Origin of the sequence: Pseudomonas sp. IT-P171, from assembly GCF_949767765.1 — a bacterium.
GTDB classification, from domain to species: domain Bacteria; phylum Pseudomonadota; class Gammaproteobacteria; order Pseudomonadales; family Pseudomonadaceae; genus Aquipseudomonas; species Aquipseudomonas fluorescens_B.
Genome location: NZ_CATKQN010000012.1, coordinates 21,922 through 35,270 on the forward strand (window position 1 = coordinate 21,922; position 13,349 = coordinate 35,270).

General features: G+C 61.2%; 13 protein-coding genes. 9 read left to right on the plus strand and 4 right to left on the minus strand.

The window, feature by feature from the left end; all coding sequences use genetic code 11:
* Positions 1–8: 8 nt before the first annotated feature.
* Both ACM6I5_RS12635 and ACM6I5_RS12640 read right to left on the minus strand, forming a co-directional pair.
* On the minus strand, positions 9–503 hold the full coding sequence (locus tag ACM6I5_RS12635) for a tripartite tricarboxylate transporter TctB family protein (RefSeq protein WP_414878951.1): 495 nt from the start codon (positions 501–503) through the stop codon (positions 9–11).
* Positions 500–1,471: a Bug family tripartite tricarboxylate transporter substrate binding protein gene (locus ACM6I5_RS12640; protein WP_414883982.1), complete on the minus strand. Its 972-nt coding sequence runs from the start codon at positions 1,469–1,471 to the stop codon at positions 500–502. Before ACM6I5_RS12640 ends, ACM6I5_RS12635 begins: the two co-directional genes overlap by 4 nt.
* Before the next feature lie 158 nt (positions 1,472–1,629).
* On the opposite strand from ACM6I5_RS12640, the gene chrA reads away from it, so the two are divergent.
* The 3 genes from chrA (at position 1,630) to ACM6I5_RS12655 (ending at position 3,859) form a co-directional block, all read left to right on the plus strand.
* Positions 1,630–2,835 carry a chromate efflux transporter gene (chrA, locus tag ACM6I5_RS12645; RefSeq protein ID WP_414878950.1) on the plus strand — a complete coding sequence of 402 codons (1,206 nt, stop codon included), beginning with the start codon at positions 1,630–1,632 and terminating at the stop codon, positions 2,833–2,835.
* Positions 2,836–2,996: 161 nt separating this feature from the next.
* Positions 2,997–3,347 carry a DUF6152 family protein gene (locus tag ACM6I5_RS12650; protein WP_017338102.1) on the plus strand — a complete coding sequence of 117 codons (351 nt, stop codon included), beginning with the start codon at positions 2,997–2,999 and terminating at the stop codon, positions 3,345–3,347.
* Positions 3,347–3,859, plus strand: coding sequence for a DUF6644 family protein (locus ACM6I5_RS12655; RefSeq protein WP_414883983.1), 513 nt, complete (start codon positions 3,347–3,349; stop codon positions 3,857–3,859). Before ACM6I5_RS12650 ends, ACM6I5_RS12655 begins: the two co-directional genes overlap by 1 nt.
* Before the next feature lie 76 nt (positions 3,860–3,935).
* Here the strand turns inward: ACM6I5_RS12655 and ACM6I5_RS12660 are convergent, their stop codons facing one another.
* Positions 3,936–4,157 carry a hypothetical protein gene (locus ACM6I5_RS12660; protein ID WP_017338100.1) on the minus strand — a complete coding sequence of 74 codons (222 nt, stop codon included), beginning with the start codon at positions 4,155–4,157 and terminating at the stop codon, positions 3,936–3,938.
* Between the two features lie 198 nt (positions 4,158–4,355).
* Here ACM6I5_RS12660 and ACM6I5_RS12665 point away from each other — a divergent pair, with 198 nt between their 5' ends.
* From ACM6I5_RS12665 to ACM6I5_RS12690, 6 genes are all read left to right on the plus strand, one after another.
* Positions 4,356–5,126: an alpha/beta hydrolase gene (locus tag ACM6I5_RS12665; protein ID WP_017338099.1), complete on the plus strand. Its 771-nt coding sequence runs from the start codon at positions 4,356–4,358 to the stop codon at positions 5,124–5,126.
* Positions 5,127–5,252: 126 nt separating this feature from the next.
* Positions 5,253–5,513, plus strand: coding sequence for a DUF2790 domain-containing protein (locus ACM6I5_RS12670; protein WP_017338098.1), 261 nt, complete (start codon positions 5,253–5,255; stop codon positions 5,511–5,513).
* 39 nt (positions 5,514–5,552) lie between these two features.
* Positions 5,553–6,224: a heavy metal response regulator transcription factor gene (locus ACM6I5_RS12675; protein WP_414883984.1), complete on the plus strand. Its 672-nt coding sequence runs from the start codon at positions 5,553–5,555 to the stop codon at positions 6,222–6,224.
* Entirely contained in the window at positions 6,221–7,624 is a 1,404-nt protein-coding gene (locus tag ACM6I5_RS12680; RefSeq protein ID WP_414878946.1) for a heavy metal sensor histidine kinase, read from the plus strand. The genes ACM6I5_RS12675 and ACM6I5_RS12680 overlap by 4 nt, the downstream gene beginning before the upstream one ends.
* A gap of 503 nt (positions 7,625–8,127) precedes the next feature.
* Positions 8,128–9,312 carry an acetyl-CoA C-acyltransferase family protein gene (locus ACM6I5_RS12685; RefSeq protein ID WP_414883985.1) on the plus strand — a complete coding sequence of 395 codons (1,185 nt, stop codon included), beginning with the start codon at positions 8,128–8,130 and terminating at the stop codon, positions 9,310–9,312.
* 114 nt (positions 9,313–9,426) lie between these two features.
* Complete coding sequence (locus ACM6I5_RS12690) at positions 9,427–11,814, plus strand: DUF3772 domain-containing protein (RefSeq protein WP_414878944.1); 2,388 nt, start codon at positions 9,427–9,429, stop codon at positions 11,812–11,814.
* A 1-nt stretch (position 11,815) separates the two neighbouring features.
* Here ACM6I5_RS12690 and ACM6I5_RS12695 read toward each other — a convergent pair whose 3' ends face one another.
* On the minus strand, positions 11,816–13,306 hold the full coding sequence (locus tag ACM6I5_RS12695) for an aldehyde dehydrogenase family protein (RefSeq protein ID WP_017338092.1): 1,491 nt from the start codon (positions 13,304–13,306) through the stop codon (positions 11,816–11,818).
* Positions 13,307–13,349: the final 43 nt, after the last annotated feature.

Below are 13,349 nucleotides of genomic sequence, written 5' to 3' on the forward strand. Positions count from 1 at the left end.
GGCCCGAATCAGATCCAGGCGTTGACAAGCGGCGGAAGGGAAACCCCCAGCCCGGCATTGAACAGCCAGTAAATCGGTAGCGTCAGGGCTATGCCGATGGCGAGATCACGCAGCGGATGGCGACTGCCAAAGCCCCTCGCCGAGCAGGCGAACAACAGCGCGGCCGCCAGGACGAATCCGATCAGATTGATCAGCACGGCCACCCCCAACAACCCCCCCGTCACCCACGCCACACCGGCCTTGCCGCCAGGCAACACTTTGGCGGATTCGTCTTCGTGGTCCGCCAGTTCGCGAAAACCGCCGGTAAGGGCCTGATAGCTCAGTACCACGCCTACGCCCGCGAGGAATACCGCCACGGCATAGGGATAGACGTACGCGCCAAGAATGACGAACCCCATCTCGTCAGGGAAAAGAAAAGCGCCGTAGGCCAGCACGGCGCTGATGGCGATCACACCGACGCCAATCGCCAGTTGCACTGGCACGATTGCGCGCGAATGGCTCATGGTTTGACCAGCCCCACCTCGACCAGCATCGCCCGCAGCCGCACGTGCTCGGCGTCGACGAATTTACCGAACTCGTCACCGGTGAGGATGTTGGGCGACCATTTGTTGGTTTCAATATTGTCTTTCCAGACTTTGCTGTTGGCGGCGGCGACCACGGCGTCGGTCACTTCCTTGCGCTGCCCGGGTGTGAGATTCGCAGCACCGTAAACACCACGCCAGTTGCCGATGATCACGTCATACCCGCTTTCTTTAAGCGTTGGAGCATCGATGCCTGCCACGCGCTCCGGTGCACCGATGGCGAGCACACGGAACTGACCACTCCTGACGTACTGGCCCAGCTCGGCATAACCGCCGGTGATGACTTTGATCTGCCCTCCCAATGCCTGGGCAACCACTTCCCCTCCGCCCGCGAAGGCAACGTAATTGACCTTGTTGACCGGAACGCCCATTTTAGCGGCCAGTTCGGCAATGCCGATGTGATCGATCGACCCCTTGGAACCCCCGCCCCAGGAAATACTGGTTGGTTTGTCCTTGAAGGCTTTCAGCAGGTCCTCCAGGGTTTTGAATTCGGACTCCTTGCGCACCGCAATCACGTTGTATTCGGTAAACAGCCGTGCAATTGGCGTCACATCTTTCAAGGTAATCTGCGGTTTGTTCTGCTCGATGCCAGTCACCATGATCGCACCGACCACCAGCAGCGCATTCGGATCGCCTTTGGTGCTGTTGGCAAACTGCGCCAGCCCCAGCGTCCCCCCTGCCCCCCCCTTGTTTTCGAAGGTGGCGGATTTGGCGGCGTTGGCTTCAATCAAGGCTTTGCCCAAGACGCGTGCGGTCTGGTCATAACCGCCGCCCACCGAACCGGGAGCCATGAACTTGACGGTATCCAGCGCAAATGCAGGCGTTGCAAGCACAGTGGTGCTGACGACAGCCGCGAGCAAAAGGGTGGATCGACGTAACAATGCAAACATGCGTTTTCTCCCGAGACTTTTGTTTTTATGGGGCACCGGTTGAACGTCGATCAGGGCAAATATCCCGATCAATGAACATCCATCTCAGGATAAGCGTAGGCCATGGTTAGAATGGCGGCATACAACACTGAATCACTTCATTTCAGGAAGACGCGTACATGGACGATCCCCGTGCCGATAGCCGCAGTAGCCCATGGTCGGTGTTCATCATTTTCCTGCGCCTAGGGCTGACCTCTTTCGGCGGCCCCATTGCGCATCTGGGCTATTTCCGGGATGAGTTCGTCACACGGCGTCGCTGGCTGTCGGAACACAGTTATGCCGATTTGGTAGCGCTGTGCCAATTCCTGCCAGGGCCGGCCAGCAGCCAGGTCGGCATTGCACTGGGCCTGTCTCGGGCGGGATATCGCGGGGCGCTCGCGGCGTGGGCCGGTTTTACGTTGCCGTCAGCCGTTGCCCTGATCCTGTTTGCACTGGGGCTTTCCCGGTACGGTGCACTCCTGTCGCCTGGCGCGCTGCACGGGCTCAAGGTGGTGGCTGTCGCGGTGGTTGCGCAAGCCGTATGGGGCATGGGGCGAAACCTGTGCACGGATGGGCTGCGCGTCACCTTCATGATGATTTCAGCCGGCGTTGTCCTGTTTGAACCGTCTGCCTGGGCGCAGGTCGGGGTGATAATCGCCGCCGGTGTCGCCGGCCTGCTGTTGTTCAAACCCGCACAGCGTGATGGGCACGATCCTTTGCCTATCTCCTTCAGCCGGCGCGCCGGGGCGATCTGGTTGTCGCTGTTCGTGGCACTGCTGATCGGCCTGCCGATCTTGAATCAACTTTTTCCAAGCCAAACCCTGGCCTTGGTGGATGCCTTCTACCGGGCCGGTTCACTGGTTTTCGGTGGCGGCCACGTCGTGCTGCCGCTGCTGCAAGCCGAGGTGGTGCCTTCGGGCTGGGTCAGCAATGAAGCGTTTCTCGCCGGGTATGGCGCCACGCAGGCCGTACCGGGTCCGCTGTTCACGTTCGCCGCTTTCCTCGGTGCATCCATGAACCTTGCGCCGTCGGGCTGGCTCGGCGGGTTGATCTGCCTGCTGGCGATCTTCGCGCCATCGTTCCTGTTGATCATGGGCGCTCTGCCGTTTTGGGAGCGGTTGCGTCGCAACGTCGGCGCGCAAGCCGCGTTGATCGGGGTGAATGCTGCCGTGGTCGGCTTGTTGCTGGCCGCGCTTTATCAACCGGTCTGGACGAGTGCGATTTTCACCGCGCAAGACTTCGCTCTGGCGCTGGTCGCCCTTGTTGCGTTGATGTTCTGGAAGCTGCCGCCGTGGCTGGTGGTGCTTGGCTGCGGGGTGGCGGGTTGGCTGTTGAGCGCCGGGTAATCAAAAACAGGGGAATAACCGGTTGATTTTCGCGCAGTTACTTTTTCAGAAACACTAATCCCCGAGCCCACGATCCATCACTGAAAACGGGCGAGCTATTCTAAAAACCAGCTGGACTTCGCGACTTGAGTTTATTGATGGCGTGCATCAGGAGACAGGTCATGAAAAGCATGCTCGGCGGCATTGGTTTGTCACTGATACTGGTGGCAACCGCAGCGTTCGCTCATCACGGCTGGAGTGAATACGACTCCGACAATCCCTTGCAGTTGAACGGCACGATCGAAGAATCGGGTTACTCCCATCCCCATGGATTCGTGCGCCTCAAAACACCGGACAAGACCTGGAACGTGGTATTGGCGCCGCCCTCGCGCATGGAAAACCGTGGTCTTTCCCGGGAGATGCTAAGCGTCGGCAGCACGGTCAGCGTGGTCGGCTACCAGAATCGCAACAAACCGGATGAACTGCGCGCCGAACGCATCACGGTCGGCGGCAAAACCACAGAGTTACGCTGATGCAAACCCTCAACACCGGCGTGGAAGCGAATGCGGACAGCTGGCTGGACTGGGTGGGTGACTCACAACTGGGCGCCGCCATGCGCGGCGACCTGTGGCTGTATCCGATGGTGGAGGTGGTTCACATCATCGGGTTCGCCGTGTTGGTCGGCTCGGTCGTGATGTTTGATCTGAGGGTACTCGGGTTGTCGAAAAACATTGCCGTGACTGACCTTGCTCGGCACCTGTTGACCTGGTCAGTCGCTGCACTGCTGTTGATCGTGCCTGCGGGGCTGATGATGTTTTCAGCCCACCCACATGATTTCGCCTCCAACAGCATCTTTATCCTCAAGCTTTGCCTGATTGCGACGGCCGGCCTCAATGCTGCGCTGTTCCACGTCGGCGTCTATCGGTCAGTCCATCAATGGAACACCGCCGTCGCCGCGCCCGGCATTGCTAAATGCCAGGCGCTGCTATCGATCGCGTTGTGGTTCACCGTGGTGTTGTGCGGTCGGTTGCTGGCCTACACCTGAAGATCCGGCCTGCGCGCTGGTTCTGCAATGGTTCGCACAGCAGGCCGAAAACAGGCCATTGCGCGTTGATTGAACCCTACGTGCCTCTGCCCACCCCTTCTGTCGCACTGGAAAAAGCCACTCCGGCCTCGCGCACCAGGGTTCGCCATTCCGCGCTGCTGATCAGCCCTTGGCGCTCCATCTCATCGGCGGCCTTGAGCAACTCGTCGTACTGCTCCTCCACATCCATGCGAATTTCGGGTTGTGCGAGGAGTTTGTACCAGGCCGCCAGGGCATCTCGTCTCAGATCATCGGTCATGGTCTAACTCCCAAGAATTGTCTTCGTTTGGAAGTGTTCGAGCGGGTGACCGTTCCGGGCTCCCGACATACGGCAGCCTTTGCATTACAAACTTGTCATCGACTTGTCAGCGTAGCCGGCACCCTCGCTTCCTACAGTGACGTCGTCAGTCACCCACACGGGTGACGCCTCCCACTGAAGATGACAAGGGTCGATACCATGAAACCATTGAGCAAACTCTGCCTGATCGCCGCCAGCCTGTTGATGCTCGGCACCGGATCCGCCATGGCCAGCGACATCGCGCCGGTCAAGGCCAACAACGTCGTGCTGGTGCACGGCTCCTGGGCCGATGGCTCGAGCTGGGCGGACGTGATCTCGCGGTTGCAGGCTGCCGGACTGCACGTCACCGCCGTACAAAACCCGCTGACCTCGGTGGCCGACGACGTCGCCGCGACCCAGCGCGTACTCAATCAGCAAGACGGCCCGACGGTGCTGGTCGGCCACTCCTACGCCGGCACCGTGGTCAGTGAAGCCGGGGTCAATCCCAAGGTCAGTTCGCTGGTATACGTCGCCGCCCGCGCGCCGGACGCCGGGGAAGATTTCGTCGCGTTATCAGGTAAATACCCGACCATGCCCGTGCGCGCCGGCACCGAAGAACACGACGGTTTCGTCAGCCTGAAGCAGGACGCCTTCCTCAAGTACTTTGCCAGCGACGTGCCCCACGACAAGGCGATGCAACTGTTCGCCGTGCAGCAACCGATCGCCAAGACCCTGTTCACCGATCGCACCACCGCAGCCGCCTGGCACAGCAAACCGTCGTGGTACGCGGTCTCCAGCCTCGACCAGACCATCAATCCGGACCTCGAACGCTTCCTCGCCAAGCGCATGGGCGCGACCACCATCGAGCTGCCGTCGAGCCACTTGTCGCTGGTCTCCCACTCCAAAGAGATCGCCGACCTGATCCTCGAAGCCTCGGGCCGCCAGCCTTAACGCCGAGGCCGTTTCATTACAACTTTGTTATTGAACTGTTGGTCGGCTGTCCGGATCGCCTGGTTAACCTGAACTCACTGCCAGGCCACCCGCCGACAGCCAAAACCCCGAATAGAGAGACTTATCATGAAAATGTTTATCCTCGGTTTCGCCGCCCTCCTCGCCACCGGCTCGGCGTTTGCCGATACGCAAACAACCACGGCGCCAGTGATCCATGACAAGACCGGTTTCTTCGTGCACATGGACGTTGATAAAGTCCTGTCCAGCACCGACATTTCGCAGCAGTGCGGCCTGATTCCGGCGCGGCTCGACTACCTGGACCACCAGGGTCGCGAGCATGTGCTGGATTACCAGGTCAACGGCAGCGGCTGCACCAATGATCATTGATCCGGCTACACTGGCGCCAATTGTCTGAGGCACACGCCCATGAACATCCTCGTAGTCGAAGACGAACCCAAAGCGGGTAATTACCTGCTCAACGGCCTGCAGGAGCTCGGTTACTCCGTCAGCCTGGCGAGGAACGGCGCCGACGGTTTGCACCTGGCCCTGGAGCACGACTTCGACGTCATTGTGCTGGACGTGATGATGCCGAAAATGGATGGCTGGGAAGTCCTGCGCCGCTTGCGCAAGGAAGCCGACACGCCGGTACTGTTTCTCACCGCCCGGGATGACATCGCCGACCGCATCAAGGGCCTGGAACTGGGCGCCGACGATTACCTGATCAAGCCTTTTTCCTTCGCCGAACTGGTGGCGCGCCTGCGCACCCTGACTCGCCGTGGTCCCACCCGCGAAGAAGAACAGTTGCACGTGGATGACCTGCAAATCGACGTACTCAAGCGCCGCATCACTCGCGCGGGTGTGAAGATCACCCTGACCAACAAGGAATTCGCCCTGCTGCACCTGTTCGCCACGCACCAGGGCCAGGTCCTGTCGCGCTCGATGATCGCGTCACGGGTCTGGGACATGAATTTCGACAGCGACACCAACGTCGTCGACGTCGCCGTGCGCCGCTTGCGCCTGAAAATCGATGACCCGTTCCAGCTCAAGCTGATCCACAGCGTGCGCGGCATCGGCTACCGCTTCGATACACAGCCATGAGCCGCCTTCGCCATTCCCTGACATTGCGCCTGGCGCTGGTGTTTGCCTTGCTGGCGTTTGTCTCGCTGACCCTGTTGGGCGTGGCGCTTTACCGCGACCTGGAGCACGAGCTGATCCGTCGCGACGACGCCGCCCTGGTGAACCGCATCGATCAGTTGCGCACCTTCCTCAACGACAGCAATACGCTGGAGCTCATCAGGACCAAACCGGCGTTGTTCCAGAACATGCTGGGTAATCGCGAAGCCCTGTTGAGCATCGGCGCGCCGGGACAAAAACCCTTGCTGGTGGTCAACCCCGGCAACCTGGCCATGCCGTCGCTGGCGCCGGTGGCGATGGACCATCCGCTGAGCCTGGCCGACGTGCAGCACTACCCCGGCGTGGATGGCGTGCCTTTCGCGGCGTTGGCGGCGACCATCGATTCCGGCGACATGGGCAGCTTGCAAGTGGTCACCGGGCGCCTGATGACCGAGCGCACCGCCGTGCTCGCCCGCTACCGGCTCAATGTGTACCTCTTCGCCAGCGTGGCAGCGATTCTGCTGGCGCTGTCCGGTTACTTGCTGGTGCATCGCGGCCTGCTGCCCGTGCGGCGCCTGGCTCGGCACGCCCACGGTATCGGCGTCGGCAACCTCACCGAACGCCTCGATGGCCAGGGCGCGCCGCGGGAACTGCTGCCGATGATCGAGGCGCTCAATGCCATGCTCGACCGTTTGGGCAAGGGCTTTGTGCAACTGGGTCAGGTGTCGACCGATATGGCTCATGAGCTGCGCACGCCGATCAACAATCTGCTCGGCGAAACCCAGGTCGCGCTGCAGCAGAACCGCAGCGTCGAAGCCTATCAACAACTGCTCGCCTCCAACGTCGAAGAGCTTGAGCGCCTGGCGCGGATGCTCGACAACATGCTGTTTCTGGCGCGCACTGACCCGGCCAGTGCCTTGAGCCAACGCCAGGAACTGGACGCCGCCGACGAAATGGAACGCATGGCCGACTACTTCGAAGGGCCGGCGGCAGACGTCGGGATCAGCATCGACGCCCAGGGCAGCGGCGTGATTTGGGCAGAACCGATGCTGCTGCGCCGTGCGCTGGCCAACCTTTGCGCGAACGCCATCAAATATGGGGCGCCGCATTCCGAGCTGTTCATTCGCGCCACGCCTGCGGCTGACGGTATCCGGTTGATCGTGCGCAACCAGGGGCCGACCATTGCTGCCGAACACTTGCCCCGGTTGTTTGAACGCTTTTACCGGGTCGACGAATCCCGCGAGCGTTCGGCGCATTCCAATGGCTTGGGGTTGTCGATTGTGGCGACGATCATGCAATTGCATCACGGTAGGTACAGCGTCAGCAGCAGTGAGGGGGTGACGTGTTTTGAGTTGTTTTTTCCGGAACGGCGGGTGGGTGAGTGAGACGTTGGTAGAGGCACCGATGGAGGTCATCACAGGTTGACGGACAGGCTCGGGGCTTGAGGGGGCGACTGCCGCCAATGCAACCGCGGCGGCCTACCGGCCATGTGTACGCATTCCCCTGTGGGGCTGGCCTGCCAGCGATGGTCGTCAACGATGACGCGTGCTGTCTGAAGGATCGCGGTGTCTGGGCGTTCATCGCTGGCAGGCCAGCTCCCACAGGGGATTGATGGCGGGCATGTCGTTGGTGTTCACCGCGATGACCTTCAGGCGGCAGGCCCACGGAGCAGGACCGCAGCAACGGATCTGTCCCCGGTCAACAACCCAAAGAATCCGAAACATCGCCCACTCCCTATAAGCCGATCTAAAACACCCTTCCTCTGAAATGGCAAAAAACACCACCCCCCTTGAGCACTTTCGACATAGGCCAACCACACTGCCGCCCCTAGACTCTTTCCCCCAATAAAAGCGCCAAACGCGCCCCCGACTGAACCAGGGAAACCCTCATGAACCCATCCGACATTTTCGTAATCAGTGCCGTCCGTTCCGCCATCGGCAGCTTCGGCGGCTCGCTCAAGGATGTGCCGCCGACTCAACTGGCGACCGACGTGTGCCGCGCCGCCATCGAGCGTTCGGGGCTGGCGCCTGAGCACATTGGCCATGCGGTGATGGGCCATGTGATTCCGACCGAAGCGCGTGACGCCTACATCTCCCGGGCGGTGGCGATGAATGCAGGCCTGCCGAAAGAGACGCCGGCCTTCAACGTCAACCGCCTGTGCGGTTCCGGTCTGCAGGCGATTGTCAGTGCCGCGCAAAGCCTGATGCTCGGTGATGCGGGCGCGGCGCTGGCCGGTGGCGTCGAGTCCATGAGCCGTGGTGCTTACCTGTTGCCGCAAGCGCGTTGGGGCGCGCGCATGGGCGACATGCAGGCCATCGACTACATGCTCGGCGTGCTGCAAGATCCGTTTGCCGGTTTCCACATGGGCATCACCGCGGAGAACATCGCCGAGCGCTACGGCATCACCCGCCAGGCTCAGGATGAACTGGCCATGCTCAGCCAGCAGCGCGCCGCACGGGCAATCGCCGAAGGCCGCTTCGACGGTCAGATCGTGCCGATCGAAGTGGCTTCGCGCAAAGGCACCGTGACCTTCGCGACCGACGAACACGTGCGCGCCGAGGTCAATGCCGAACAATTGGCCAAGATGAAGCCCGCCTTCAAAAAAGACGGCAGCGTCACCGCCGGCAACGCCTCCGGCCTGAATGACGGCGCGGGTGCGTTGATCATGGCCACCGGTGAAATGGTGCGCGCCCAAGGCCTCAAGCCGATGGCCCGGCTGGTGGGTTACGCCCATGCCGGGGTCGAGCCTGAACTGATGGGACTCGGTCCGATTCCCGCTACCCGTCTGGTGCTGAAAAAAGCTGGCCTGACCGTGGCCGACCTGGACGTCATCGAGTCGAATGAAGCCTTTGCCGCGCAAGCCTGCGCCGTGGCCCAGGAACTGGGTTTCGACCCGGAGAAGGTCAACCCCAACGGTTCGGGCATCTCGCTGGGCCACCCGGTGGGCGCCACCGGCGCGATTATCGCCACCAAAGCCATTCACGAACTGCACCGGGTCCAGGGCCGTTATGCCCTGGCGACCATGTGCATCGGCGGCGGCCAGGGCATCGCCGTGTTGTTCGAACGCGTCTGACACGTCCCCTGCCCCTCGCCCAGCGGGTGGCAGGCAACCAAACTATTCCTCGAAGGTTTACCTGATGACCTAACCTCATAGGCTGAATGACTAACAATAGAGTCAGGCACTCCTATGCGTCATGCACTGAAAGCCATGATTTTCGTTGCTTTCACGCTTTTCGGGGCGGGACCCGGAATGCTGTCGGCGGCGGACCAACCCGAGATTTCAATGCCCAGGGCGGGCGCTGCGACCCTCACCGTTTCCCCAAGCGATCTCCAGACCCTGCAGGTTCGGCTCGACAACCTCAAACAGCAGATCTCGCTGGTCGATAACTTCAACCAGCTGGAAGGCCCGCAAGACCTGGTCCAGATGTTCATGCTGGATGTCGATCGCCTCACCGCCTCACTGCTTCCGCTACAAACCCAACTGCGTACACAACTGGGCGTGTTGGGGCCTGTCCCCCTCGACGAGGGTGCGGCCGAACAATCCGATATCACCGCGCAGCGAACAGCGCTCACCGAACAAAAAAACAAAGTCGACGCCACCCTGAAAACCCTGGCCACTCTGAAAACCAGTGCCTCCGACCTCATTACCCAGATCGCCGGCATCCGTCGCAACATGCTGGAAAGCGAACTGACCCTGAGCACCCGCAGCATCCTTAACCCCGACTTCTGGTCGCCGGTCCTGGCCCCTTCGCTGGACGATCGACTGCGCGCCAAAACGTTCTTCGACCAGGCGACAGCGGTCACCCGAGCCGCGTGGCAACCGGGCCTGCGCCTCACAACCAGCGCGCTGCTGTTGCTGGCCCTGCTCATCTGGACGCTGGGTCGCCGGCTCGCCGAACGCGGGCTGACCTGGCTGTGCATTCACCGGATGCCGGAAGGACGCCTGCGCCGAAGTTCCCTCGCGCTGGCCTCTGTACTGGCCACCGTATTGACCGTCGGGGTCGCCCTGCAACTGCTGTTTTATACCTTCACACGCCAGACTCCGCTGACGCCGATGCTGACCACATTTTCCCAGGAGTTCGAAAAAGTCGCCTACACCTGCGTCCTGATCACCTCGCTGAGTCGCGCCCTGTTATCCACGAAGCACCCGTCCTGGCGACTTCCGGCGCTCGCCGACCCGGTGGCGCTGTCACTGGAACCTTATCCCCGAGCGCTGGCCGTGGTGCTGTTGGTGCTGATGACAATGAACCAGATCATCAACGCAACCGGGATGAGCAGCGAAGTGGTGATCGCCGGTCGAGGCATCATCGCGCTGGTGATTTGTTTTGTACTGCTGGACATGTTGTTGCGCACCGGCAAGGTCCGAAGGGCCGTCGTGCTCGCGGGAGAAGCCCCTGAGGCAGGCAGGACGGTGGCTGGCGTGCTTTACACAATCGCCAGCCTCTCGATGGGGATAACACTGTTATCTCTGTTGACAGGGTATGTGTCCCTGGCCCGGTTCATCACGTATGAACTGGTCTGGGGCTTCCTCGTGCTCTGCGGCTTTTATGTGCTGATGCAATGCTTCAAGGATGCATGCGAATACCTGTTCTCGGTCAAAAGTTCCAGCGGCAAGTCGCTGAAACAACTGCTGGGCATTGAAGATCGGCGCCTGGAACAGATTTCGACCATCCTGTCAGGGGTCGGCCGCGCCGGTCTGTTGCTGCTGGCGATCGTCATCCTGTTTGTAGGGGGGGTCGGCACGACCCTGGGGCAATTGCTCGACAACGTCTTTTCCATCCTTGGCGGGGCCGGATTGCGCAAGCTGAACATCATCCCGGGGCACTTGCTTAATGCTGCACTGGCCTTGTTGATCGGCATTTACCTGATACGCACGCTGGGCCGATGGCTGGACAAGGAGTTTCTGCCAAAGACCGAAATGGACCCGGGCATGCGCGCTTCGATCACCACACTGTTCGCCAATATCGGCTATGCGTTGGTGATCCTGATGGCGCTGTCATCATTGGGTGTGCAGTGGACCAACCTGGCCTGGATCGTCAGCGCGTTGTCGGTGGGGATTGGCTTTGGCTTGCAGGAGATCGTCAAGAATTTCGTGTCCGGCCTGATCCTGCTGACCGAACGCCCGGTGAAGGTCGGCGACCTGATCAGCATCAGCGGGGTCGAAGGCGACATCCGCCGGATCAACGTGCGGGCCACCGAAATCCAGCTCAGTGACCGCTCGATTGTAATCGTGCCCAATTCGCAGCTGATCTCGCAAAACCTGCGCAACGTAACCCTGGGCGGTAGCGCCCAAGGGGTGGCGACACTGGAACTCACCTTCCCCCTGGACATCGACCCCGAACAGGTGAAAGACCTGCTCTACAACACCTACTGCGAGCACGAAACCATTCTCGACAAACCGGCACCGATGGTGCGTTTCAGCAAACTGACGCCCGAAGGCATCACCCTGACCGTCACCGGCTATGTCGGCAGCCCGCGCATTGTCGGCGTGACCAAGAGCGACCTGCTGTTCGAGATTCTCAAGCGCCTGGGTGCCGCGGGCATCGAACTGGCGAAGCCGGCACCCGCGGTGTGAATCAGTGGGCAATGCACACTGATTTCAGCTCGGTGTACGCTTCGATCACTGCACGCCCGAACTCGCGGCCCATGCCGGATTGCTTGACGCCACCGAACGGCATCGCCGGGTCGAGCAACACGTGGGCATTGACCCAGACAGTGCCGGCTTCGATGCGCGGCACCAGGTTCATGGCTTTGCCGAGGTCATTGGTCCACAGGCTGGCCGCCAGGCCGTAGCGGTTATCGTTGGCCAGGGCGATCACGGCGTCTTCATCGTCAAACGGCATCACCCCCAACACCGGACCGAACACTTCTTCGCGGGCGACCGTCATGCTGTGGTCGATGTCCGCCAGTATCGTCGGCTGCACATAGAAGCCCTCGCCTTCCAGCAACTCGCCACCGGACACCACGCGCGCACCTTCCCGGCGAGCCAGTTCGATGTGTTTGAGTACGCCTTGTTGCTGCTTGCGCGACACCAGCGGGTTGATCGCCGCTTCGCAGTTCATGCCCGCACCGATTGGCATGGCCGAGACCGCTGCCGCGAGCCCTTCGACGAATCTGTCGTGGATCGAGCGATGCACATAAAAGCGCGAAGCTGCCGCACAGACCTGGCCGTTGTTCAGCAGACCGCCGAGGATCGCGCCCTGAATGGCTTTGTCGATATCGGCATCGGCCAGCACGATCATCGGGTTTTTACCGCCGAGCTCCAGCGAGAAACGCGTCATGTTTGCCATGCACGCCACGCCGACACTTTTTCCGACAGCGGTCGAGCCAGTGAACGACACCTTGCTCACCAACGGATGCGCCGTCAGCACGCCGCCGACATTAGCGCCACCGCCGGTGACAACGTTGAACACGCCCGCCGGAATGCCGGCCTCCAGCGCCAGTTCGGCCAGGCGCATGGCGGTCAGCGGGGTTTCCATCGCCGGTTTGATGATCACCGTGCAACCGGTAGCCAGCGCGGGCATCAACTTCCAGGCCGCAATCAACAACGGGAAGTTCCACGGCACAATCCCGACCACCACACCCACCGGCTCACGCTTGGTGAACGCGGTGAATTTCGCCCCTGGCGGCAGCGGAATCGACACGTCAAAGGTCTGCCCTTCGATCTTGGTCGCCCAGCCGGACATGTAGCGCATGAACTCCACGGTGGCGTTCAGATCCAGCGCGCGCGCCATGTTGATCGATTTGCCCTGGCTCAGGGTTTCCAGCTGCGCCAGTTCTTCGGCATGCGCCTCAACCAGTGCGGTGAAGTTCAGCAGAATGCGTTCACGGTCTGCCGGACGCAGCCCCGACCACACGCCGGATTTGAAGGCTTTATGGGACGACTGCACGGCTTGCTCGACCACTTCCAGCGGCGCGTCCAGGGTTTCGCACAGGGTTTTGCCGGTGGCCGGGTTGACCACGGCAATGCTCGGCCCTTCGGCAAACACCCATTGGCCGTCAATGAAGCAGCCATGGCGGCGGTCAAGAAATGCAGCAACCTGCGGCAGGATTTCAACGTTGCTCATAAATCACCTTTGGTTCAGACGCATTGTTCAGCCGGATAACGGG